Source organism: Calidifontibacillus oryziterrae (genome assembly GCF_000331575.1).
In the GTDB taxonomy this organism is placed as follows: Bacteria; Bacillota; Bacilli; order Bacillales; family Bacillaceae_J; genus Calidifontibacillus_A; species Calidifontibacillus_A oryziterrae.
Genome location: NZ_KB223527.1, coordinates 489,620 through 515,320 on the forward strand (window position 1 = coordinate 489,620; position 25,701 = coordinate 515,320).

The following is a 25,701-nucleotide window of genomic DNA, read 5'->3' on the forward strand; positions in this document are numbered from 1 at the left end:
TCCTCACTTTTTCAATCACATGCATGCTTTACAATTCAACAGGAAATATAAAATATTAAATACGTTATATATGGAGAAAGAAAGACAGCGATAATCAACAGCTATTGTAGCCTATCGTGTCTTTCTCATTGTATACCGATTAATTTTCGTTAGCAATTACCGTTTCATTACTAATTATATTTCTAGCAGCTATAAGCTTCGCTAATTCTCGTTCTACTTTGTCGTTTGTTTCTGCTTTATGAAGATTATCATAATTCAGACCAGCATAAACACGGCGAATACTTTGAATGGCTTGGGAATCAGCCTCCATCATCATAACCTTTTCTTCCATCCGCGCAAATCCTTTTCCTGCGCTTTCCGTATCGATAGATACTAGTGCTTGATTCATATCTTTTATTGCTTTTGCTGCATTCGCTCTTGATACTAGACTTAACTTCTTATTACGAAGCTCATAATATTGATCCTTTAATTCTTTCAATTGCCCCAGTAAAATTGCGACTTGTTGTTTTGCACTTTCAAATAACGCACGATACTCGGTAAGCCTACTCTCTGCAAATTGCTTATCGGCTATAGCTTGTCTTGCAATTTTTTCATCACCATGATCTACGGCCAGCTCAGCTTGACGATTACGTTTCGTAACACGCTCTTCAAATTCATTGACAAGCGTTTTCCACTTCTTCTCAATTGCAACTTGACGTGATACTGCAATTTCAGCTTTAGAAATTTCACTTTCTAAGTCACGTAAATACTGATTTAACATCGCTACAGGATCCTCAACCTTATCTAGCATGTCGTTAATCGATGCTACCGTAATATCTCTTACTCGTTTAAAAATGGTCATGTTAAACTCCTCCTAATTATTTTTATTTAAATTTATTATTTTGTGCCTTACTCATTTATCATCTTTGTTTATTTGATTTTCCCATTCGTCTAGCTCATCATACGGATTAAAGGAATGATCACCTGCAAACGGATTTCTATTTACCTCCTCACCCATTGCTACCATTTCTGGTGCTGCCTTATATGTTTGATGATTTTTCACTAATTTAATGCCATAGTAGATTAATAATCCAGCAACTAAAATCCCAAGAATAACAGGAATCAATGCTGTTAACCAGAGAACTCCTACTAGCAACAGGCAAATCCCAAATCCCTTTTTGAATATGCTATTTTCTATTTCTACAAACAACCCCCAGCCTTTGTAGACAAAGTACGATGCAATTGCTAACCCAATGATCCATCTAATGTTAATGCCTAGCTGGCCTAGGAAAAGCACTATTCCAAATGCCATGATTACAATTCCCAGCATATAGGTTCCTTTCTTATTCATCTTTATCCTCCTAATCACAATAGATTTTGTTGTGTCCTTTCCTTGTCTTTATCTTATCCGAATCGTAAAACCACGTTAACGAGCCTAAGTTTGATTTTGTCCTCAGACTTAAGACTGAATACCTCTCCATCCTTAACATCAAAAAACCTTATTCTCAAAAAAATGAGAATAAGGTTTTCGCATATATGTACTAGTTTAGATTGGGGAATGTATATTTCTACCAACCATTATAAATATTCATCGTGATGAAATACAATGTTCGTATAGCCATCATACCATCTATTTATTTGTTTATTTAATATTTCCACACCATCATTACGAATACTATCATTAATCATGAAAGACCCTTCTTTAAAACGAAAGTTCAAATTTCACTCATCAATCCATATTTAACTTTGAACCGTTCAAACGTTTTTTTCCACTTTGTACTAAAGATATATAAAAAAAACACATTTGATAAACCATGAGCTAGATCAAAATAAAAGCTTGATGCGATTGACATTAGTATGATTTCAAATGAGATATTTCCCATAAATCCAACAAGATACCAAAGGTTCATAGTCCAGCCAAATAAAAAACCTGAAATAAAACCAAATAATAGTAATGGAATTTTATTATTTACAAACAACCAATTTTTAAAAAGACCAGCTGTTAGCCCAATCATGCCCCAGGCAAACATTTGCCACGGTGTCCACGGGCCCTGACCTAAAAATAAATTTGAAACTAAAGCAGCGATTGCGCCTATGATGAAACCTGATTCGGCACCAAATACGATAGCAGACATGATAACGACAAATGTAGTCGGTTGGACACTTGGCAATGCAGCAAACGGGACGCGACTGACTGCGGCAATTGCAGCTAAAATAGCTAGAAGTACAATACTTCTAGCATCAAGTTTTTTTTTCTCAAACCTTATAAATATGGGGAACATCGCTACTATAAGCATTAAAAAACTAAGTAGCATGTAATGTTCCTCGCCTTGAAAAAAAGTTAAATAGAAAAGAACGAAAAATAATAAAATAGTAGAAATTAATAATAGTTTACTACGTTCCATAACTTTAACACGTCCTCGTAATTTAGTGCTTGAGGAATATAGTTTCGCACTAATCTGTTAATCGCTGTTGTGTAAAAATAGTTGTCACTTAACATTTGGTTTGTCGTTCCTTCGGAAACAATAGTCCCTTTAAATAACAAGGAACAATGATCTGCATATTGGGCCGCAAACTCAATATCGTGGGTCACCATCAAAATAGTTAAGCCTTTCCTTTGCAAGTGTTTGAGTAATAAACCAATATTTTGTTTAAATTTAGGATCAAGACCTTTTGTCGGTTCATCAATTAATAATAGTTTCGGATTTTTTAACAGTATGAGCGCAAGTGCTAGCTTTTGTCTTTCACCACCACTTAAGTCATATGGATGTTTATCGAGTACGTTTCTTAACTCAAAAAAGTCAATACTCTCTTCAACAGCCTGTATATATTCTTCATCATTAATTTTTCCGTCCCGATACTTTAGCTCTTCTGCAACAGTATCTTGGGTAAATAATGCAAGTGGATTTTGTGACAAATAACCAATTTTCTTATATCGTTGATCAGTTTTTATTTTCATCATCTGTTTCCCATCCAAATATACCTTACCACGTTGCGGGGTATCTAAACCCGCTAGCATTCGTAATAATGTTGACTTTCCTGCTCCATTTCCACCAATAATTGCAGCGAACATTCCTGTCGGCAATCTATAATTAATCCCTTCTAGCACCAATTTTTGGCCACGCTCATATTGAAAAAAAACATCCTTACACTCTATAATTGGGTGGCCATTCCATTCCTTAAACTCAGAAATTTCTTCTTCACTTTGTATTTCATTAGCAATAGTGCTCAGCCATTTCTTTCCATCCCTCACGGTAACAGGAACAACATCCGTCAACAACCGGTCTTCATTCATAAAGAGAAACAACTTCGAAATTTCCGGTAAATAATGGAAATAATCTTCCGTTTGTTTAATTTGTTTAATGACATTTTGGGGATTGTCATCAAATTTTATTTGGCCATTTTCTAATAAAATAACGCGATCAACAATTGGAAATACGTCTTCCAAGCGATGTTCTACAATCACCACAGTTGTATTAAACTCCTGATTTATGCGTGGAAGAATATTTAAAAATTCTCGTGCTGCAATCGGGTCAAGCTGTGCTGTTGGTTCATCTAATAGTAACAGCCTCGGTTGCAGGAGTAATACTGAAGCTAAATTAACAATTTGCTTCTGCCCTCCAGAAAGAGAATGAATCGATAAATTCAACCAATCTTCAATTCCAAAAAAAGTTGCCATTTCAGCTACCTTTTTGCGGATCTCATTTGCACAGTAGCCAAAATTCTCCAAAGAAAAGGCTAACTCATGCCAAACGGTACTAGTTACAATTTGATTTTCCGGATCCTGAAAAACCATACCAATTTCTTTTGCCATTGCTCTTGGATGAACTTTTTCTATTTCCATTTCATTATAATAAATGTGTCCCACTCTTATTCCGATTGGGGCAATCTCAGTTTTCATTTGTTTTAGTAAAGTTGTTTTTCCACAACCTGTTCGGCCACAAAGTACAATCATTTCACCTTCGTTAATAGCAACGGAGACATTATGAAGTGCTTCCGTATTCTCACCAGCATATATAAAGGAAAAATTTTTTATTTCTATTAGTGCCATCTTAATAATTCTCTCCCCTCAATAATATGTGGTGTAAAAAGAAATAGGAAGAATAGCCCAAATGCAGTATATTCTATCCTCGACATCTGTAGTGCTTCAAGCTGTGGATAGATCTCTAAGCTCCCTTGACCGAACAATGCAATAATGAATAATACTATCAAAAGCACGCTTAACCAAATGAGTAGAAAAATATCCTGATTATAAAAGCGATATGTATAAAATGAACTGCGCTTCCCTAACCCATATCCACGGGCTTTCATTGAGTCTGCTGTTTGGATAGCATCCTCAAGTGACCAAGTCAATAAAATATGGAGTAAGCTTATACCTGCTTTCGCTCGTTGTTTTAACGCTCCTGACATAACACTGATCCCGTTAGCTTTTTGTACAACAGTTATTTCCATTAATCTCCGTTTAAGAAGTGGTACAAATCTAAACGTCATCATGATAAGCAAAGTAGTTTTTGGAGCAAACGATGAAAATAAATACATGAACTTATCTTCAGAAATTGTAAAATTAAAAGACAAGAAAGCTATCAATATCGTTAAAATTGACAGCATTATTAAAAAACCATACATGATACTTTCCAATGTTATTGGTTGATCTAAAAAATAAAATAAAATCGTTGCACCCCGATGTGAAAACAATGGATTAATTATTAAAATCACAATACCTATAAAAATATAAAAAAATAAACCTTTTCGAAGCTTTTTACCTCGATCATGAAATATATTTAACAAAACTACAGAAATTAAAGCAGTAATTAAAAAATAAGGATGTAAAAAAAGCATGCTTAATGAAAACAATCCTACATAATATATAAAACTGACGGCTGGATGCAAAGCATAAAAGCCTTGATGATTATTCATTCACGTTTACACCCAAATCTTTTCCAAGCTCTAACGTATAATGCCATCCAATGTCATCTCCATGATTCACTTCAATTACTCCGGCACCTTTTTGCATAAAAATGCCATTTATACTAAACATCCAACCACTTTTCGGCCCTTTATCAAATTCGTATAAATTTGAAATACCCTCAATATAAGCTGTCGCCCTACTACCACTATATTCCATTTGTATCCGTTTTTCTTTTGTCACTTTTTTCAACACATCAAGCACTGTATCACCTGTTTTATATTCAACTTCTGTTGAGGGCAAAATGATCCCTGCCTGTTCATCACCCTTAATTGTGATAGTGACGACATTTTTGTGATCACCGTTTTTATTTAGTGTAGCAGTTTGCTCATTCTCAACAGCATTTGTGGATGAAGTGGAGTTTTCATCTGCTTGGATTGATTGACTTCCCACTGCTGCTTGTTGGTTATTACTGTCATTCTTTAATTCTTTATTTGCAGTTTGTTGGTTTGTTTCTTCCTTGAATTCTTTTGTAGTTGTGTCCTGTTCAGCTTCAATAGGAGTAATTTGTTCCTGTATGTTTGTACCAATTATTTCAGTTTCTTCGGTTTCAAAATTCGCTTCTATAGACTCTTGCGATGTAATTTCATTACTTTCTGAAATTACAATTTCTTCTTTAACAACTTCCTGATGCTGCTGTTTGTTTGTTGCATCATCTGTACCACAACCTACAAGAAAAACTGCGAACATGGTAAACAAAAATAACACGGTTCTAATTTGTTTCATCGTATCGTTCCACCTTGTTTAATAGTTTTAAGGATAGCCAAAAGTGTCGGGCGTCCATTGTTCATTACGCCTGACACTTTAGTCCATCCTCATTTACTATTTTTATAAATTCTCATCAATACGGACTGATATTACAGCACCCATTTCTCTTGTAACATTATCACTTGGGCTAAATAGATCACTAGTTGTTCCTTTCATAATATCGTGATCATAAAGAGACTGAATTGCAGCTTGAACATCGTTACTTAAAGATGATATATCCCTATAATTAGCGTGATTCGAATTGCTTTGTTTTGGCTTTAAACCATAAGCTCTAGCAATAATAATCGCGACTTGTTCTCTAGTAACTGGTTCATTTGGACCAAAAGTAGTTTCAGAAATACCTTTGACAATACCGAGTTGGTGTGCACTCATAATAACACCATAATACCATTGATCCGGTTTTACATCTTCAAAAATGACATTTTTCCCCTCGTAACTTTTACCTTCCAATAATTTTACCAAAATCGCGGTAAATTGGGCACGTGTTAATTGTTGCTTTGGCGCAAATCGCAATTGATCTTTATCTATACTATGCATAATCCCTTTCGCATAAGCTTTATACACGGATGGAAGGGCATATGCTGAAATATCCGCAACATCCACATAAGCTGGGATGACAGCTGTGCTTTCAACATACTCTTGTTTATCTACAAACTGATAAATGGAAGACATATTGTTGTTATTGCGGTCTAATGCAACCATTGCCAATAACGCTTGTTCTGAAGCAATTTGATCTGATGAATCATTTTTAAGATTCGAGAAGCCGCCATCTTCGTTTTGGTATGATAGTAAATTCGAAACGACATTTCCATTCGCTTTTGTAAATAAATCTCCTTGTGGGTCAACGCCAATTGTAGTTAAAGCAATAATGACTTGTGCCGCACTTTCACTATTTTCATTTCCGTCAGCAATAAATCCACCACTTGCTTGTTGGGCATTGCTCAACCAAGCAACAGCTTTATCAATCGCAGTTTTCACAGTATCCTGTTCTTTGTAGGGAGCCAAGCTGCTTATCGCCATCGCTGTAATATCAACATCGGACGTATCGCCATTTACTAACGAAAATCCACCGTCTTTATTCTGGTTTGCTAAAATTTCGGCTAAGATTTTTTCTTTATTCCATTTTGAATAATTCGGCACTTTGTAATGTCCGCTTTCTAATGCGATGAGCGCAAAAATCAAGCCATTTGTACCTTGTAATGTCATTCGCTCATTGTTGTAAATTTTTTCGATTAGATCGTATCCGCCAATATTCGTTGCGTCTCCACCAAGGGCTTTGATTGTTAACACATAGCGTTCATAATCTGTAATTTTTCGGAATTCTCCATCTACCGCCTTTAATTTCTCAACGATTGAAGCTAAAACAGCTTCGTTATTCGATAGATTCAAACGGGCTAATCCAAAATCCTCCCATTCAGACTGCGTTTCGTCACTTTGGAGGTAATCGATTAAATTGTTCATTTCAGTTGTTATGTCCAATTTGTTTTTCGCTGACTTATCGATTACAGCAAATTTTGTAAAGTGATCGACTTTACCAGTAACGATTCCTGATTTAGCATCAATTACTGTTGGGATTGGAATCCATTCATTTTTTTGCTCATCAAAATAAGCCATAACAATATTTTCAAGGTTTTCATCTTCAATCGGTATATTTATAGAAATGTAGACCGGTTTTTCAAATTTTGTTCCCTTTGGTGAGAATTGATAAATAGAAGACTTAATTTGCCCTACCATTTCTGAAGTTGACGCAAGTTCTTCTATTTTGATCGTTTTCTGCTCTGTTAGCGCAGCTTTCGGAATCACAATTTTTGCTTCATCAACTGTTGCTCCTTCAATAACTGTCTCCACCGTTGGATCTACTGTTTTTTCAAGGTTTACTTTGTTTTCAGTTAGCTCTTCTTTTAGTTTCTGCGCAGCTTCGCTTGACATTTTTTTGTCAATATTAAGAACTGCATTTATTTTTTGCGAATCTTTGGTTATAGATTTAAGAGAATCAAAGACAGCAATGCTGATGGACTCTGGTCTTGTATCTTTATTGGCTGCTTCCAGTTCTTTAATTTCATTCGCTGCAGCAGCATCCTCTACTACATATATCCACTCAAGCTGGTCTCCGTCACTAAGTCTATACGTCCCTGCCCCACTACTAGGAAAATATCCATTTACTGAAAATTTCCAACCACTAGTAGGTCCATGGTCAAATTCTGCTAATCCATCAATTGCAATGACGTATCCTGATGAGCCCGAACCGCTTGTTTCCACTCTACCACCTAGTTCGTCTACTAATACACTTAAAGCGGTCGCTCCTTTATTCACTTCAATTGTTCTAGGGGATAAAATAGTAGAGTTGTGTGTTTTAACGCTAATTGTAACGGTTTGTTTGATTTCTTCTGCAGGTGGGAGATTGCCTGTTCCGCCACCTAGTTCCCCTTCAACTAATGGTGGTAAATTAGATAAATCATAGATAGAGCCTTTACCGTCTAAATATGTAGCATAAGCTACAAGCGCTAATAATCCTTGTTCTGTTGCCACATGATCAGAAGTGTCGTCATCTACCTTATGCTTAAAACTACCATCATTTAATATATAGGAAGATAAATAGTTAATTATGTTACTATTTCCCTTTGTAAATTGATCACCAGTCGGATCAATTTTTAGTACAGAAAGGGCAGTTAATACTGCAGCTGTTGTTTCTAAATTCTCACCATACTTCCCATTAAATCCACCGTTTGTTAGTTGAATTGTTGACAACCAATTAATTCCGTCATCAATTGCAGTTGCTACATCGGTCTGTTCTTTATAAGGTGCAAGTGCTGATAACGTCATCGCAGTCATATCAACATCAGATATTGATCCCATTAAAGACCAGCTACCATCGTTATTCTGGGTATTTAAAACATATTGGATTAGCTTCTCACGATTCCAGTTAGCAGACTCTGGAACGACAAAATCTTTGCTATCTAAAGCTAATAAGCCATAAATAATGCCGTTCAAACCTTGCACTGTCATTCGCTCATTATTATATATTTTTTCTATTAAATTATAGCCTTGAATATTTGTAGGATCCTTGTCACCTACTATAAGAGCTATTGCAATTTTTTCATAGTCTGTTACGTTTGTGTACTGACCTTTATTTTCAACAACTCTATTTTCAATGCCTTGGAAATAGGAAAGTGGTATCCCTTTCCCTAATTGTCGTAATACTAACGCTTCCCAAGTTGACGTAACTCCCTTCGTTTGTATCCACTTAGCTGTTTGATCAAGTTGGTCTGTTAAATTCCCAGCTGGAAATTGCCCATTTATCTCATCACCTGGAGATTCCTCTTCAACTGGTGGCTCACTTGGTTGCTCCCATGATTCATATTTAAATGTAAGAATATCGTTTGCTGCAGGTATATATGCACCTGCTCCAATTTGAGACGACTCTCCATTTACATAAAATCCCCAATAATATGTACCTGCTGCTAGTAATCCATTAATTCCATTAATCATCGGACCATAGTCTGTTTCAAGTACTTCTACTTCTGCTACTGATTGCAGAAGTGATAAAGCTGTTGCTCCTTCCTCGATAGCAAGCTTTCTTGTAGTTGTTGTTTCCCCTTCGATTTTTATTGTTGCTTCTTTTGTAACTGTTTTCCATGATTCATATTGAAATGTAAGTATATCGTTTGCTGCTGGTTCATATTCCCCTGCTCCAATTTGAGATGACTCTCCATTTACATAAAATCCCCAATAATATGTACCTGCTGCTTGTAATCCATTAATCCCAGTTATCATTGGGCCATAGTCTGTTTCAAGTACTTCTACTTCTGCTACTGATTGCAGAAGTGATAAAGCTGTTGCTCCTTCCTCGATAGCAAGCTTCCTTGTAGTGGTTGTTTCCCCTTCAATTTCTATTGTTGTTTCTTTCGTAACTGTTTTCCATGATTCATATTGAAATGTAAGTATATCGTTTGCTACTGGTTCATATTCCCCTGCTCCAATTTGAGACGACTCTCCATTTACATAAAATCCCCAATAATATGTACCTGCTGCTAGTAATCCATTAATTCCATTAATCATCGGACCATAGTCTGTTTCAAGTACTTCTACTTCTGCTACTGATTGCAGAAGTGATAAAGCTGTTGCTCCTTCCTCGATAGCAAGCTTTCTTGTAGTTGTTGTTTCCCCTTCGATTTTTATTGTTGCTTCTTTTGTAACTGTTTTCCATGATTCATATTGAAATGTAAGTATATCGTTTGCTACTGGTTCATATTCCCCTGCTCCAATTTGAGACGACTCTCCATTTACATAAAATCCCCAATAATATGTACCTGCTGCTAGTAATCCATTAATTCCATTAATCATCGGACCATAGTCTGTTTCAAGTACTTCTACTTCTGCTACTGATTGCAGAAGTGATAAAGCTGTTGCTCCTTCCTCGATAGCAAGCTTTCTTGTAGTTGTTGTTTCCCCTTCGATTTTTATTGTTGCTTCTTTTGTAACTGTTTTCCATGATTCATATTGAAATGTAAGTATATCGTTTGCTACTGGTTCATATTCCCCTGCTCCAATTTGAGACGACTCTCCATTTACATAAAATCCCCAATAATATGTACCTGCTGCTAGTAATCCATTAATTCCATTAATCATCGGACCATAGTCTGTTTCAAGTACTTCTACTTCTGCTACTGATTGCAGAAGTGATAAAGCTGTTGCTCCTTCCTCGATAGCAAGCTTTCTTGTAGTTGTTGTTTCCCCTTCGATTTTTATTGTTGCTTCTTTTGTAACTGTTTTCCATGATTCATATTGAAATGTAAGTATATCGTTTGCTACTGGTTCATATTCCCCTGCTCCAATTTGAGACGACTCTCCATTTACATAAAATCCCCAATAATATGTACCTGCTGCTAGTAATCCATTAATTCCATTAATCATCGGACCATAGTCTGTTTCAAGTACTTCTACTTCTGCTACTGATTGCAGAAGTGATAAAGCTGTTGCTCCTTCCTCGATAGCAAGCTTTCTTGTAGTTGTTGTTTCCCCTTCGATTTTTATTGTTGCTTCTTTTGTAACTGTTTTCCATGATTCATATTGAAATGTAAGTATATCGTTTGCTACTGGTTCATATTCCCCTGCTCCAATTTGAGACGACTCTCCATTTACATAAAATCCCCAATAATATGTACCTGCTGCTAGTAATCCATTAATTCCATTAATCATCGGACCATAGTCTGTTTCAAGTACTTCTACTTCTGCTACTGATTGCAGAAGTGATAAAGCTGTTGCTCCTTCCTCGATAGCAAGCTTTCTTGTAGTTGTTGTTTCCCCTTCGATTTTTATTGTTGCTTCTTTTGTAACTGTTTTCCATGATTCATATTGAAATGTAAGTATATCGTTTGCTGCTGGTTCATATTCCCCTGCTCCAATTTGAGATGACTCTCCATTTACATAAAATCCCCAATAATATGTACCTGCTGCTTGTAATCCATTAATCCCAGTTATCATTGGGCCATAGTCTGTTTCAAGTACTTCTACTTCTGCTACTGATTGCAGAAGTGATAAAGCTGTTGCTCCTTCCTCGATAGCAAGCTTCCTTGTAGTGGTTGTTTCCCCTTCAATTTCTATTGTTGTTTCTTTCGTAACTGTTTTCCATGATTCATATTGAAATGTAAGTATATCGTTTGCTACTGGTTCATATTCCCCTGCTCCAATTTGAGACGACTCTCCATTTACATAAAATCCCCAATAATATGTACCTGCTGCTAGTAATCCATTAATTCCATTAATCATCGGACCATAGTCTGTTTCAAGTACTTCTACTTCTGCTACTGATTGCAGAATTGATAAAGCCGTATCTCCCTCTTCAAATAAGACGTCGGTTTCAATCGTGTCAGAAGGTGATAGTCCAACAATTTGAATTGTCGCTGCAGTTGTTATCTGAACATTCGAATCGGCAGGTTGAAATGCTAAGAGATTGCTAGATTCTGATAAAAATGTTTCCGTATTTGATTGATTAGTCCCGTTCGTATTTGAAATTTCAACATCGGTTTCGACCTGAGACAATGTCCTTTCATGACTAGTATCTTGATTCATTGTTGTCTCAGCTAAGACCCCCAAATTGATACCACTCAATATTTGCGCAACTAACAAAGTTGCTATAATTGTACAACGTAAAAATAACCTAATAGATTTCACCATTGCTCCTCCTATCGATATTTTCACACCACTATCGATCACTGAGCGTACACTCATTTTTGACCAACAAAAAACCACCTCGCCCTATTAAGAGAGGTGGTTGACGTCAGAAGAAACACACAATATGAAATAGTGTCTTAACTCATCACTACACCTCCCTATTCCTCGTAGGGGGTTTGGGTGTTATATGATTAGGTAGGTCTCCTGACTTATACCTCAAGCAAGTCTCACTGCCTTCCCATTATTAAATAGTGGCATGATAGTGAAACTCTAAGTATTTACAGTGGCGGGACCGTGTCGGATTTTCACCGATCTTCCCTATTAAGCAAAAAAAATTGCGCCTAATCAAACTATTATTAAATTTCTAAAATAAGAATACACCTTTTCATAACGCTTGTCTATCTTCTACATGATAATTTTTAAAATACAATAAAAATTGCACTGGATAATCACACCTTGTAGACTTCCTCATATCCTATATTACAGTATTTAGGTTTAAGTTTAAGAAAGGTGGCTAAAAGTAGATGGGGATTGAATTAACTGCCCTTCATTGGATCTATGTAGCCTTTATTCTTATAATAATTGGATTCATGGTGATGAGAAGGGATACATCGTTAGTTTGTATTGTCGGTATTTTCTTGCTTGCCTTTACCGCTACTCAATCACTTAGTTCCTCCATTAGCAGTATTTTTAATAGCTTCATTTTTGCAATTACTGAGCTGCTCGGTACGATTCTTGTTATTTCTATAATAGTTTCAATGAGTAAAGCGCTTACAAGGACAGGTGTCAACGATGTAATGATCTCACCCTTTACGAAGCTGATTCGAACTCCGGCACTTGCTTATTGGACTATTGGAATCCTTATGATGGTCATTTCTTGGTTTTTCTGGCCTTCGCCAGCTGTAGCATTATTAGGTGCGGTATTACTTCCGGTTGCTATTCGTGTTGGTTTACCAGCGCTCGGTGTTGCGATGGCCATGAACTTATTTGGACATGGGATTGCATTGTCAGGGGATTTTATTATTCAAGGCGCCCCCAAATTAACAGCAGATGCAGCTGGGATTCCGGTCATTGATGTAGTGCAAGCTAGTGTTCCACTCGTTTTTGTAATGGGTCTTGTGACAACCGTTACTGCATTTATTTTTCTAAAGCGCGACATGAAAAGAGGCGTCTTAAAAGCTGAATCCACAACCATTAGTGAGAGCTCAAATGAAAAACATTTATCAAGAAAGGAAAAAGAGCTTTTAAAAAACTTACTAACTCCTGGGGCTAAAAAGCTAATCGCAATCCTCATTCCGATCTTATTCTTACTAGATGTTGTGGCAATGTTTATTCTAAATCTTTCCGGTGGGGATGCCACAGCATTAGTTGGGGGTACAGCTGTATTTATTCTCATTTTGAATAGCCTATTAGCTCACAGAAATAACGGATTAGAGGAAACAACTTCTTATTTGATTGAAGGCTTTCAATTTGGTTTTAGAGTGTTTGGCCCAGTTATTCCAATTGCAGCGTTCTTCTATCTAGGGGATTCAGGCTTCATGAAAATAATTGGAGAGTTTCTACCAGCTACGTCTCAAGGAATTGTCAATGATTTAGGTGTTGCCCTTGCACATGTCGTACCGCTTAACGGTCAGATTACGGCTGTCACATTAACAGCTGTCGGAGCTATTACTGGATTAGACGGGTCAGGCTTCTCAGGGATTTCCTTAGCTGGTTCGTTGGCACAGTTATTTGCGACAGCGGTCGGCGCGAGTGCTGCAACCTTAACTGCTCTTGGGCAAATAGCAGCTATTTGGGTTGGCGGCGGTACATTAGTTCCTTGGGCTTTAATACCAGCCGCAGCGATTTGTGGAGTGGATCCATTTGAGCTTGCGAGGCGGAATTTAGTGCCGGTTGTAATTGGTTTAATTATAACAACAATAGTTGCGATGTTTTTACTATAGTGTTAAAAAAGAAGCCGTCTTATTACTAAAATAAGACGGCTAATTATAGATAGTTTACCACCACCATGAATATTGATTATTATCTACTTGCTCTAACATCGACTCAATATATAATAATCTTCCTTCTTCCTCTTCTGTAAATTCACCGGTTGTTTGAAGTTGTAACAATGAAGCTTTTTCTGCTTCAAGCTGAGCTTTCCAAGCTAATATTCTCTCGTGCAACTTCATCAGCTCCTTTTATTATGTCATTAAAAAGTTTTTATTAGTTTGTCCTTTTAAAAAAAAACGCATACTTTCAAAATGTTTTCAAATTTATTGTAAAGTATGTTCCTCATTCTTACTCCTCAAAAAATCGAAGGAATGCATCTTATAGATTGGAAACCTTCATTCCAAAATTTTCATTGCTGTAATATAAATTTTTCACAAAAACATTGGGTCCAAGACATTTTACACTTGGACAATAACAACTTAATTCGGATGCTAAATCTGTTTTTAGCCACCTATCGAAAGCATCTATTAAGCTTCCTCTTTTAATATTCCCTAATGGCGGAATATCACCAAAGTCAGTAACAATGATATCACCAGTAAATATATTTATATTCAAACGCGACCTGCCATCTGGATCATTCCGAACCGTTACATTTTTACTATTATACAATTTAGTTAATAGCTTTAAATCTTCCTGATTATCACTACAAGGAAAAAAGGGTAAAGTCCCAAACAGCATCCACGTATTTTGATCACGAATGTCTAATAGCTTCTCAATAGCTATCCTCATTTCATCTAGGCTTAACGCTTCTAATGTTCCTGCGAAATCACTAGGGTACATTGGATGTATTTCATGACGGCTACAGTTCATTTCGTGAACTACCTGATAATGAATTTGTTCTATATAAGGTAGAGTTTTTGGATTAAGCATCGTCTCTGCTGAAACCATTACTCCATTACGTGACAATGTTTTACTATTCTCTATAATCCTTTGAAAATAGCTTTCTCGTTGTTTGATTGAAGGTTTTTTCTCCATATTGGTAAAGCCGCGTTCAACAAAGTCGTATACTGTCCCCCAATTATGGGAAATATGTAATACATCTAGATAAGGTGCTATTAACTCATAGCGCTCTATATCCTGAGTTAAATTAGAATTTATTTGCGTATAAATATCTCGTTCATGTGCATATTTTAATAACGGCAGAACATACTCTTCAACAGATTTTTTTGAAAGCATTGGCTCGCCGCCCGTTATACTTAAACACGTTAAATCAGGTAATTCATCAAGTTTTTCAAACATTAAATCAATAGGAAGTGGTTCTGGATCCTTACTTGTTAAGGTAAAACCAACTGCACAATGCTCACAACGCATATTACATAAATTTGTAGTCGTGAATTCAATATTAGTTAATTTGAACTTCTCTTCCTGGCTAAATTTTAAGTAAGACTCCCATGGATCGAACGTAGGATTTATTTCCTGTTTCAAATGTTTACACCTCTTATCAAACTGGTTCAAGTAAATTATTTTTCCAAGTTCATATTATACATTTCTTTCTAACTGTTTGCTATATTCAAAATAAAGTTAATAGGTTGTCCAAAAAGTCATAGTAAATGATTTTTAGACAACCCCTTTCCGACATTTAGTGAAGCTTCTCCGATTTACTCCCTATTTTTGAACGATATTCCTTCCCTTTATTATCATCACCACTTGTCATCCCTTCACCAAGCATTACATCAGCATTTCCCCTTTTAGGAGACCCTTGGTTTTTGCTCTCAAATTTTTCTTTTCGATTCGCCATCATACCACCCCTTTTTTATTCACAATCATTTTTAGTTTGGATTTTGAGATAAAATTTCATGCAACAATTAAAAAGGTTATCTGAAAGTGTGTAATTTCTAATCACACCTCAGATAACCGTAAATGTTTATTTTTTTTGTTCTAATAGTGTATTTAAAGGTAATGGCTTCGAATAATAATAGCCCTGCATTAAGTAGCAACCGTTTTGCTCTAGGAACTTTATTTGATCTTGTGTTTCTACCCCTTCAGCAATCGTAAATAAATTTAGATTTCTAGCCAACGTTAAAATTGCTTTAACAATTGATGCATTTTCTACCTTTGTTGTAATCTCCTGCAAAAACGATTGGTCGATTTTAATTCGATCAACAGGAAAATCCTTTAAATATTTTAGTGAGCTATAGCCTGTACCAAAATCATCAATCGAAATAAATACCCCCATTTCCTTTAACGCTTTAAGCTGTTGCAAAACTTGTTTCGAGCGATGCATTGCTAATGCTTCAGTTATTTCAATATCTAAAATATGTGGTGGTATATTCGATTTAGATAAAGCTGCAACAACATGGTTGACTAAATCAGCTTGAAAATGCTGGGGTGATATATTAACACCTATTCTTGTCAAACTAGTATTGTCCCTTACAAGTAACTTAATATCCTGACATGCCTTGTCAAGAACCCATTCTTCTATTGGAATAATTAACCCTGTTTCTTCAGCTATCGGAATAAAATCTGCAGGTGAGACGATTCCCCGTTCTGGGTGATTCCATCTTATAAGAGCTTCGTAACCAATAATGTTATTTGTTAAATAATCAAGCTGAGGTTGATAATAAAGCTCAAATTCATTTTTTGCTAAAGCAAGGCGAAGCTCTTTCTCTAATTTACTCTGAACGCTTTTATTTTGTAATGATTTATCATAAACGTGAATTTGACCTCTTTTTTCTTTGGCTTTATACATGGCTGCATCAGCCGACCGTAATAACTGGTCAAATGTGGTGCCATCATCAGGGTAGCAGGCTATACCAATACTTGTAGTTAAAGTATACATCTGCCCGGTAATTTTGATCGGATCTTTTATAAGTGATAATACTTCCCTAGCGATCGCTAATGCTTCATCAATATCTTTAATATCATGAATAAGGACAACAAACTCGTCTCCACCCATTCTTGCTACAAAATTGCACCTTGGCACCTGCTTAATTCGCTCTGCCACAGTTTTTAATACTTGGTCACCACATGAATGACCAAATTCATCATTTATAAATTTAAACTGATCAAGGTCAAAAAACAAAAGTGCACTTTTTTCATGTTTATCACTATAAACAAGCTCAACGAATTTCTTTTCAAAATAACGGCGATTTGGCAATCCTGTTACTTCATCATGAAAAGCTAAGTATTCGATAAGCTCCTCCTGCTTCTTTCGATTCGTAATTTCCCTCTCAAAGCCAAAATGGCCTTCAAAACGTCCTTCATCATCATAAAAAGCAATATACGTACCTTCAATAACAATATCTAATCCGTCACTTGTTTTTTCTTCAAATTCCAAGTGCAATTTGCCATTATCTAGCATCTTTCTCCATAAACTCTTTCCATACTCGACGTTATCCTTAAAAATTTGGCGAGGAGTTTTACCAAGCATTTCATCTCCACTAACACCATACTGATCTAAATACGCTTGGTTTATTTTCGTGATTTTTTGATTATCAAATATATGATCTAATACTTTCTCACGATCGACAGTTTCATTCCAGTAAATAGGTTTATCTAAAACCATAAAAAAGCAACCATCAACATTTTGAGAAAACATAACCTCTAACAAATAATTATAATCTAGCATAAAATCCTCACCCTGCTTGTGCGCTGAATAATATTGGTATTGCTTCCATTATACTACATTTGCACCATTATATATGTGTAAATATGTGAGAATTCTATGTCCCATTATTAAATGGTCTCACGTTGAAAACTACTATTTTCTATTAATTTGTTACCCTTTACTTAGTCATCTTAAACTTATTTTAGGATGGTTTGATTATGATGGAATGAACATAATTGGACAAGGTGCCATAGCTAATGTCGCCTGACTTACGCTACCCAACTTGCCACTTGAACCATTTCCATTCCCCCTAGAACCCATTACAATACAACGAACATCTTTTTCCTTTGCCTCTGTAATAATTTCCAAAGCAGGTGTGCCAACACGAATTTTTGAAGAATAGAGAACTCGTTCCTCTTCTAATAGAGCCGATGCTTCTCTTATTGTACTTTCTCCGAGTATTTGATGACTAGGCTGAATATTAATTAGGCGAATTTGGTCACCATAAGCCTTAGCCATCGTTATTGCAAATTTCAAAGCATTTGTTGCAATTATAGAGCCGTCTACAGGGACAACTATTTTCATACTCACAAGCACTACCCTCTTTCAACTATTATTTTTCTTACTTGTTTACCTACTTTCCTCAAGAATAACAAACGTTTACTAAAAAGAATAGATTTAAAAATAAATTTTCAAAACATTCATTAAATAATTACACCACAGGATCAAATTTTATAATTTCCTAGAGAATAAAAAAAGCACTATTACAAGTGCTTCTTTCATTACAAAACGTATTACATTTTAGCTGAGTTATTTTTTGAATTCGTATTAATTTTAAAAATTGGATATAGCGGACAAAATTTAATTATTGCTGTTAATAATAAGACTATACCTAGCAAGCCTATATATTTAATTCCACCATCTAAAATGAAAAGCAATGATAATAAAACTAAACCAAGAATGATGCGAATCACTCTATCAGCTGAACCAATATTCGCTTTCAAAATATCATCTCCTTTACATATTTATCTACAATATAAAGAATCAAAGTTTATTAATCAGTGACTAAGTCACATTGTCAAAATTCTGACAATTTTTCAGCAAGTAATAACCGATTAGTGATTCGAACTCTTCCTCGTGATATTTGTATAAATCCGTTTCGCTCAAGGCTTTTCATTATTCGGCTTACAACTTCCCTAGCGGTACCTAGCTCCGTCGCTATTTCATCATGAGTCTTTTCAATAATATCTCCATTTTCTTGTGTATGTGATAAAAGGAATTCTATTAATCTGTCGTCTGTCTTTCGAAAAATAATTTCATCCATTAGTGTTACTACTTCTAAAAATCGCTCTGACAATAGTCTATATACAAACTGCTGCAGTTCACTATTCCTAGCCAGAAGAGCTTTAAACTGTTTTACTGTCAAAATCACAACCTCTACTTCTTCCTCGACAGTCGCTGTTGCAGGGTAGGTTATACCAGAAAGAACACTAGATATCGTTAAAATGCAAGTATCTCCACGTTTGATTCGATATAATATTACTTCACGACCATTTTTGCCTATTTTCGAAACACGAATCCTCCCGCTTAGCAAAAATGCAACTCCACCACAATGATCCCCTTCATCAAAAACCTTTGTTCCTTTTGGATATACTTTAGTGACGAACAATGATTCGACGTCATTTTCGAAACGTATGTCTTTAAAAAAAGGAAATAATTTGAATATTGATGTAGTATATATTTTCTCCAAACAGGCCACTTCCTTTAAGCAAAAATGCTATATTCCCCTCACCATTAATATCTTACCATTATTTTACACGCTTTTACTGAGTATTTTTGTATGAAAAGGATAAAACATCAAATATTAAGAATGAAATCAAATAGTAAGGAGTGAATATCATGGGTAGAGGAAAAGCTTTTAACCATAAGAAAAAAGGACATGTTAGCCAACCACCAAAACATGCCGATAAAGAGCTTCAAGCTCGTGAGGTTGAGCGGAAATAAGGAAATTATTGAATAAGAGGTGTTCAATCTATGCCAAAGCCACGATTTCAAAGAGCAAATCAAAAAAATAGGGTAAATAACAAAGCTATCATTACAAATGAATTGGAGTTTTCAGAGGAATTAACTGAACCTACAATCCACTTTGATGAAATGAAGCCTGTTCCACAACCAAAAGATTATGATGAAATTGAGTATTAACAATTACGGCGGTGCCATCGACACCGCCTAGAACATAAAAATGCTAGCTACTCTTCTTAAAAAGGGTTGTTTTTTTACTTTATAGCTTTTGCTATCGACAACTTCTAAATCAGATTCATCTATTTTTGATAGAAGTTTCATTCGCTGTTCAATATGAGTTAACCGTAATTCGATTTCATCAAGTTCATTTCGATGCTGTAAAACTTGAACCATAACAACTTCGTCCGCTTTCGTAGTTAACTGCTTCTCAATACTATTTATTTTTATCAAAAGTTCATCAAACCGATCCTCAAAACGACTCATACTATCTATCCCCCTCGAATTATTTTACTACTTTAATTCGCGGTAGATTTTGATGTCCCTTCTAGCTTGACAAAACTAGTTTCTATTCGGCAAAAGAAGTGGATATAATCGAAAAAAATAAAGTTTCGACAGCTTTTTTTATATTTGCCTATTTGAATTAAAATCCAATTTTAGCCAACACTAAACACCAAGGAGGTGGACTGTTATGGCAAAAAATAAAAAAAACAAAAAAAAGAATGAAGGTTTAGCTGCTACTGAAGAAACAAAAACAGGCTATGGTGATAAAAAGCTAGAGGGCCCTAATCGCCCAGCTGAATAAATGACATGATTAATCCCACCACAATATCTTATTCGTGACTGACTGCCGAGACTTCTCGCTCATACTTATACCGGGGGGGTTCGGCTAGTCAATAAACGATCAAAGATCTCACTTTTTAAATAAATACAAGCATGAAGATGTTTTTGTTTTTTTTGAAACCATTTCGTTATATGATATTTTTTTGGTGGTTTTATCGTGCTAAACCAACGTTCCACCGATTTATTCTTTCTATACCAGTCATGAAAAACATGGCGTTCATGCTCGACAATTGGATAGACTTCTCGTAAGAGTGGAGTGCCTTTTTGTTTTTTTGTTAAATAGTATTGCTCATAATCATATCTAGAGCCAGTATGCTCGGTCCATTGCGCAAACTTTTTAAACTGCGAAAAATAATGATGATGAAATAATAACCACGCCAATTTCTTTCCTAACTCAATTCTTTCATTTAAATCTGAAAAATCATGAACAGAAAACCCATACAATTCCCCGTCAACCGTTGGAAATAATACACAACTATAATGCATCCAATCTTGAAAAAGGAAAGGTAGTGAATGAAATACCTTTCTCTTATAATACCAATGCTCAATAACTGGTTTTTGAATGACATTTTGTTCATTAACAATTAATGCTGTTAGTAACCTTTTCCTATCTTTTTGTTCCCAAAATCGTTGCCATTCATTTTGCATAAATAACGAAACACGAAAATATTGAAGTAGGTAAAAATGATTAGTCCTTTCTCGTTTGCATATTTCATAAAGCAATAATTGTGGAAAAGCGTCTAAAAAAATTAGCCAATTCGCACGTTCATATGTAAAGAATATTTGATCTCGTAAGCTTTGATTAATCATTTTAGGAAACCAAACACCTCGTAAATCCGTCATATTCCAGCCAGCATTCCTTGAAACCATACTTGCTAAAAAGGCCCATTCAATCTCAGGATTTCTAAAAAAAAATTGTTGATACAATTTTGTTCGGGTAATATTGTCAATATTTCCTTTAATTGTTGTATCACGAATATAAGCAACTATTTTATTTTCATAACTTCCTAGTTGACTATCCAAGTCTATCACCTCTCTTTTATCGTTTCCAATTCCGACAATATTAAGCACTTTGTTTTTACTATTAAAAATAGTGATCTTATGCTATATTTAGTATTTTAGAGGGACATTTAAGGTGGGGAAATTTAATGACCATTCGATATCCAAACGGACAGGCCTTCGTACCTGTTAATAAAACAAAAAATAATCAAAAACGTGGCCTATCCTATAGCAACCGCGGTATGACATTAGAGGACGATATTAATGAAACAAATGAATACTACTTGGCATGTGGAAAAGCGGTTATTCACAAGAAACCTACACCCATTCAAATCGTATCCGTGGATTATCCTAAAAGAAGTGCAGCTGTTATAAAAGAAGCTTACTTTAAACTGCAATCGACTACAGACTATAATGGAGTTTATCGTGGTAGATACATTGATTTTGAGGCAAAGGAAACAAAAAACAAAACATCGTTCCCCTTGAAAAATTTTCACGAACACCAAATAACCCATATGAAAGCAGTCCTTAAACAAAACGGTATATGCTTTGTATTGCTGCGATTCTCAACAACAGATGAAATATTTTTTTTAAAAGCTAACAGTTTATTTACCTACTGGGACGAACAGGAAAAAGGCGGCCGTAAGTCTATTCCAAAAGCAGATATTGAGCAGCTAGGCAACTTAATTCCAATAAGTTTGAATCCTAGGATTGACTATTTACAAATAATCGATCAAGTATATTTTGATTCGTAGACTGTATGAAAGGCAGGTCATTACTATGTCTGAAAAATATAGAACAAGACAGGAAAAACGTAATATTAAATCAAATAATAAGTCTAATAAAAAGATGGGTGCCCGCAAATTCCTACAGCGCCTATTTACGATTTTAATCATTTTAAGTTTAGTAGGTGTTATTGCTATTACTCTTGGCGCAATGGCTTTCATAAAGGATGCTCCAAAAATTGATGCAGCTTCGCTAGAAGTTCCTCAGTCTACTAAAGTCTACGACCGAGATAAAAATTTAATTGCAGAGCTCGGAGATGAAAAACGGACGACGATTACTTATCAAGAAATCCCGAAGATTCTTGAAGATGCTGTGCTAGCAACTGAAGATGTTCGTTTTTACGAACATATCGGGATTGACTTTAAGCGGATCGCCGGCGCTGTTATTGCGAATATTACAGACGGCTTCGGTTCTCAAGGTGCAAGTACGATTACCCAGCAAGTTGTAAAAAATGCGTTCCTATCACCGGAAAAAACTTGGAAACGAAAAATACAAGAGCAATATTTGGCTATACAATTAGATAGCAAATATTCAAAACAACAAATTTTAACGATGTATTTAAACAGGATTAACTATGGAAATCGAGCGTATGGAGCAGCCAAAGCTGCTGAAATATATTTTGGTAAAGAGCTAAAGGATTTAGAGCTCCACGAAGCAGCACTATTAGCTGGTCTCCCGCAACGACCAAATGGCTATGACCCATACAAATACCCTGAAGAAGCCGAGAAAAGACGAAATTTAGTTCTATCGTATATGGAAATGCACGGTAAAATCACTTCGGAACAGGCTGATGAAGCTAAAGCAATTCCTGTTACTAGTTATATCGTTGAAAAAAAAGAAAGCTCTAACCCACACGATGCCTTCATTGACCAAGTATTAGAGGAGATTGAACAAATCGAAGATATTGATATTCAATCTAGTGGTGTGAGTATTTACACGACATTAGACGCTAAAACACAATCATTTGTAGAAAAAGTTTTGAATACGGATGACTACATCACCTACCCAGATGAACGGTTTCAAGCTGGAATTGTAGTTCTTGATACGAAGACAGGTGAAGTGTTAGCAATAGGTGGAGGTCGTAACCAGAGTACATCGTATTTCGCTACAGATATTAAACGTCAGCCTGGATCGACAGCAAAGCCAATCTTTGATTACGGTCCGGCAATCGAATATTTAAAATGGTCAACGTACCATCAAATTGTTGACGAGCCTCATTCTTATACAAATGGCCCAGCTGTTAACAATTGGGATGGTGGTTATAAAGGACAAATGTCGATTCGAGACGCACTTGCTGATTCAAGGAATATTCCTGCCTTGAAAACGTTTCAAGAAGTAGGACCGGCTAAATCTCGTGCATTTGCAGCTAGTCTAGGCATTCAAGTTGAGGACAGAATTAATGAAGCATATAGTATTGGTGGCTTTAATGGGACTTCGCCACTCGATCAAGCTGGTGCATATAGCGCGTTTGGTAATAATGGTGTTTATACAAAACCACATACAATTTTAAAAATCGTCTTTCCTGATGGTCGAGAAATAAACATGAAGCCAGAATCGAAGGTCGTTATGAAGGAATATACTGCCTTTATGGTCACTGATATGTTAAAGTCTGTTATGCATTCAGGGACAGGTAGGTCAGCAAATGTATCCGGAGTCCACATTGCTGGTAAAACCGGAACAACTAACTATGAAAACGAAACACGACAAAAATACAACATTCCAAAGAGCGCAGTACCAGATAGTTGGTTTACTGGTTATTCACCAGATTATACGATATCAGTGTGGACGGGCTACAATGAGCATAGCAAAGAAAATTATATTTCTAGTAAGAACCAAGGAATATCGAAGCAGCTTTTCAAAGTGATCATGACTGAAATATCTAAAGGTAAAAAACAGAGGGATTTTGTAATGCCAACAAGCGTAATTAAATCTCCAGTTGTGAAAGGAAGTAACCCACCAATGTTACCTAGTACTCTTACACCTGAGGATATGATTGTTTATGAGTACTTTGTAAAGGGGACTGAACCGACTGAGGTTTCTGATGAATATGATACGTTACCACCGGTTGAAAATGCCGATATTCAATATTTTAGTGAGGCAAATTTGATTCAGCTATCTTGGAGCTACGACGAAAAGTTGCTTGAAAATGTATCCTTCGTCGTTAACCAAGCAATAAATAATGGTGAATTCACACCATATTGGACTGGAAAAGAACTAACCCTTGTAATTCCAGACCCTTATGTCAATTCAATTTACGGGTTTGAAATATATGCAATTGATGATGCGAATCCGGAATTAATAAGCGAACCTATTTTACTTGATGTTGAAACACTAACATTCGATGATTTTATTCCTGATATTAATGATCCATTAGATCCATTTGATCCAAATGAACCCGAAAAACCAAGAAACCCTAGTGATCCAGCGCCACCAAATGATAATATTAGTAATACTAAACCTGATGAAGGTGACTCTGACCAAGAGGAATTCGATCCAAGCTTCCTCGATGAGAATAGTAATTAATCAAAAATCCCGCTAGCTACAATGAGCTTAGCGGGTTTTCTCATCTCGAAATTGCATTAATACCATTTCTTTTTCAAATTGCTTTCGAAACTCTTCAAAAAGGGATGATAATTGAATGTATGAATGATAATGGGACGGTGAATCGAAGATAAAGGTCAACCTTTCCTTTACATTAATCGGCTTAATTGCAAGACTGTCAATGTTATCCTGCCAGCTTTCTGCTGCCAAATCAAAGAATCCATTCATTATATAAACTGCTTTAACGAAATTTTCCACATGTTTTAATATTGGTATTGTTACTGCCTGTTTATCTCTTTTCCTAAACAAATCGGCAATTCTATCTTTTTCCTCAAACCACAAATTGAAAATCGCTATTAAATCTTCAACCTTATTTCCGGATACATCACTGGACATAAGTCTTCACCTCTTCATTCTTTTTTTCCCTTCACGGCATACATCCAACAATGGGCAAATCTCGCACTGTGGATTTTGCGCCTTGCAATGGTAGCGCCCAAAGAATATTAAGAGATGGTGTGTTTCTCCCCATTGTGCTTGAGGTATCTTTTTCATTAACGTATTTTCAACTTCAAGAACTGAATCCTTCCATCTACAAATACCAAGTCTTTTGGATACTCTTTCAACATGGGTGTCAACGGCAATTGCAGGTTTGCCAAATGCTACAGAAACTACAACATTGGCCGTTTTTCTACCCACTCCCGGTAGCTTCATTAGTTCATCACGATCCTGAGGTACCTCGCCATTATAGTTTTCTAGTAACAACTGACATAGATTGCGAATATTTTTTGCTTTATTTCGAAATAAACCAATCGAACGGATATCTTGCTGTAGCTCTTCAAGAGATACCGCTAAATAATCCTCCGGTTTTTTATACTTTTCAAATAACGATTTTGTCACTTTATTTACAAGTGCATCTGTACATTGTGCAGATAATGCGACAGCAATAACAAGTTCAAATGGATTTGCATGGTTAAGTTCACAATGTGCATTTGGAAACATTTCCCCCATTGTATGTAAAACATGGTTTAGTTGACGTTTCGTTAGCATTTTCCTTACCCCCTAACAAGATAAAAGGTACTGTTGGTAA

22 protein-coding genes and 1 riboswitch are annotated in these 25,701 nt (G+C 35.8%); of the genes, 4 read left to right on the forward strand and 18 right to left on the reverse strand.

The genetic code is table 11. From position 1 onward, the window contains the following. Nucleotides 1-139 precede the first annotated feature (139 nt). From D612_RS0110970 to D612_RS18310, 7 genes are all read right to left on the reverse strand, one after another. The gene (locus tag D612_RS0110970) at nt 140-841 is read right to left on the reverse strand and encodes a PspA/IM30 family protein (RefSeq protein ID WP_017755520.1); all 702 of its coding nucleotides are present in this window, start codon (nt 839-841) and stop codon (nt 140-142) included. Between the two features lie 51 nt (nt 842-892). Next, on the reverse strand, nt 893-1,330 hold the full coding sequence (locus D612_RS0110975; protein WP_017755521.1) for an MFS transporter: 438 nt from the start codon (nt 1,328-1,330) through the stop codon (nt 893-895). Between the two features lie 364 nt (nt 1,331-1,694). Continuing rightward, nucleotides 1,695-2,384 carry an ECF transporter S component gene (locus D612_RS0110985; protein WP_017755523.1) on the reverse strand — a complete coding sequence of 230 codons (690 nt, stop codon included), beginning with the start codon at nt 2,382-2,384 and terminating at the stop codon, nt 1,695-1,697. Beyond that, on the reverse strand, nt 2,360-4,030 hold the full coding sequence (locus D612_RS0110990; RefSeq protein ID WP_017755524.1) for an ABC transporter ATP-binding protein: 1,671 nt from the start codon (nt 4,028-4,030) through the stop codon (nt 2,360-2,362). Before D612_RS0110990 ends, D612_RS0110985 begins: the two co-directional genes overlap by 25 nt. Then, complete coding sequence (locus D612_RS0110995; RefSeq protein WP_017755525.1) at nt 4,021-4,896, reverse strand: energy-coupling factor transporter transmembrane component T; 876 nt, start codon at nt 4,894-4,896, stop codon at nt 4,021-4,023. Before D612_RS0110995 ends, D612_RS0110990 begins: the two co-directional genes overlap by 10 nt. Beyond that, nucleotides 4,889-5,671, reverse strand: coding sequence for a DUF4430 domain-containing protein (locus D612_RS18765; protein ID WP_017755526.1), 783 nt, complete (start codon nt 5,669-5,671; stop codon nt 4,889-4,891). Before D612_RS18765 ends, D612_RS0110995 begins: the two co-directional genes overlap by 8 nt. A 102-nt stretch (nt 5,672-5,773) precedes the next feature. Further along, complete coding sequence (locus D612_RS18310) at nt 5,774-11,887, reverse strand: DUF4430 domain-containing protein (protein WP_017755527.1); 6,114 nt, start codon at nt 11,885-11,887, stop codon at nt 5,774-5,776. A gap of 177 nt (nt 11,888-12,064) precedes the next feature. Further along, nucleotides 12,065-12,247, reverse strand: a riboswitch (cobalamin riboswitch). Nucleotides 12,248-12,411: 164 nt separating this feature from the next. On the opposite strand from D612_RS18310, the gene D612_RS0111010 reads away from it, so the two are divergent. Next, nucleotides 12,412-13,830 carry a hypothetical protein gene (locus tag D612_RS0111010; RefSeq protein WP_017755528.1) on the forward strand — a complete coding sequence of 473 codons (1,419 nt, stop codon included), beginning with the start codon at nt 12,412-12,414 and terminating at the stop codon, nt 13,828-13,830. Nucleotides 13,831-13,884: 54 nt separating this feature from the next. Here the strand turns inward: D612_RS0111010 and D612_RS19480 are convergent, their stop codons facing one another. From D612_RS19480 to D612_RS0111045, 7 genes are all read right to left on the reverse strand, one after another. Beyond that, nucleotides 13,885-14,052 (reverse strand): hypothetical protein, encoded by a 168-nt coding sequence (locus tag D612_RS19480; RefSeq protein WP_017755529.1) that lies wholly within the window; start codon nt 14,050-14,052, stop codon nt 13,885-13,887. A 145-nt stretch (nt 14,053-14,197) separates the two neighbouring features. Further along, nucleotides 14,198-15,304 (reverse strand): radical SAM/CxCxxxxC motif protein YfkAB, encoded by a 1,107-nt coding sequence (yfkAB, locus tag D612_RS0111020; RefSeq protein WP_017755530.1) that lies wholly within the window; start codon nt 15,302-15,304, stop codon nt 14,198-14,200. A 154-nt stretch (nt 15,305-15,458) separates the two neighbouring features. After that, a complete protein-coding gene (locus D612_RS0111025) occupies nt 15,459-15,617 on the reverse strand; it encodes a hypothetical protein (protein WP_017755531.1) in 159 nt (52 codons plus the stop codon). A gap of 126 nt (nt 15,618-15,743) precedes the next feature. Further along, nucleotides 15,744-17,447, reverse strand: a complete 1,704-nt coding sequence (locus D612_RS18315) for a sensor domain-containing protein (RefSeq protein ID WP_017755532.1) — start codon at nt 17,445-17,447, stop codon at nt 15,744-15,746. Between the two features lie 195 nt (nt 17,448-17,642). Continuing rightward, a complete protein-coding gene (locus D612_RS18320) occupies nt 17,643-18,011 on the reverse strand; it encodes a universal stress protein (protein WP_071591171.1) in 369 nt (122 codons plus the stop codon). A 209-nt stretch (nt 18,012-18,220) separates the two neighbouring features. After that, nucleotides 18,221-18,430 (reverse strand): YgaP family membrane protein, encoded by a 210-nt coding sequence (locus D612_RS0111040; protein WP_017755534.1) that lies wholly within the window; start codon nt 18,428-18,430, stop codon nt 18,221-18,223. Nucleotides 18,431-18,504: 74 nt separating this feature from the next. Further along, entirely contained in the window at nt 18,505-19,176 is a 672-nt protein-coding gene (locus D612_RS0111045; protein WP_017755535.1) for a Crp/Fnr family transcriptional regulator, read from the reverse strand. A 284-nt stretch (nt 19,177-19,460) separates the two neighbouring features. Between D612_RS0111045 and D612_RS19485 the strand changes: the two genes are divergently transcribed. Further along, nucleotides 19,461-19,628 carry a hypothetical protein gene (locus D612_RS19485; RefSeq protein WP_017755537.1) on the forward strand — a complete coding sequence of 56 codons (168 nt, stop codon included), beginning with the start codon at nt 19,461-19,463 and terminating at the stop codon, nt 19,626-19,628. A 27-nt stretch (nt 19,629-19,655) separates the two neighbouring features. Here D612_RS19485 and D612_RS0111060 read toward each other — a convergent pair whose 3' ends face one another. Together D612_RS0111060 and D612_RS0111070 are read right to left on the reverse strand one after the other, a co-directional pair. Next, the gene (locus tag D612_RS0111060; protein ID WP_017755538.1) at nt 19,656-19,931 is read right to left on the reverse strand and encodes a hypothetical protein; all 276 of its coding nucleotides are present in this window, start codon (nt 19,929-19,931) and stop codon (nt 19,656-19,658) included. 384 nt (nt 19,932-20,315) lie between these two features. After that, nucleotides 20,316-21,320, reverse strand: coding sequence for a DUF2515 family protein (locus D612_RS0111070; protein WP_233275018.1), 1,005 nt, complete (start codon nt 21,318-21,320; stop codon nt 20,316-20,318). A gap of 116 nt (nt 21,321-21,436) precedes the next feature. On the opposite strand from D612_RS0111070, the gene recU reads away from it, so the two are divergent. Next, nucleotides 21,437-22,042: a Holliday junction resolvase RecU gene (gene recU / locus D612_RS0111075; protein WP_017755541.1), complete on the forward strand. Its 606-nt coding sequence runs from the start codon at nt 21,437-21,439 to the stop codon at nt 22,040-22,042. 25 nt (nt 22,043-22,067) lie between these two features. Further along, complete coding sequence (locus tag D612_RS0111080; protein WP_017755542.1) at nt 22,068-24,596, forward strand: transglycosylase domain-containing protein; 2,529 nt, start codon at nt 22,068-22,070, stop codon at nt 24,594-24,596. Between the two features lie 27 nt (nt 24,597-24,623). On the opposite strand, the gene D612_RS0111085 is transcribed toward D612_RS0111080, so the two are convergent. Both D612_RS0111085 and nth read right to left on the reverse strand, forming a co-directional pair. Next, nucleotides 24,624-25,010 (reverse strand): YpoC family protein, encoded by a 387-nt coding sequence (locus D612_RS0111085; protein ID WP_017755543.1) that lies wholly within the window; start codon nt 25,008-25,010, stop codon nt 24,624-24,626. A gap of 6 nt (nt 25,011-25,016) precedes the next feature. Next, nucleotides 25,017-25,661, reverse strand: coding sequence for an endonuclease III (nth, locus tag D612_RS0111090; RefSeq protein WP_017755544.1), 645 nt, complete (start codon nt 25,659-25,661; stop codon nt 25,017-25,019). Nucleotides 25,662-25,701: the final 40 nt, after the last annotated feature.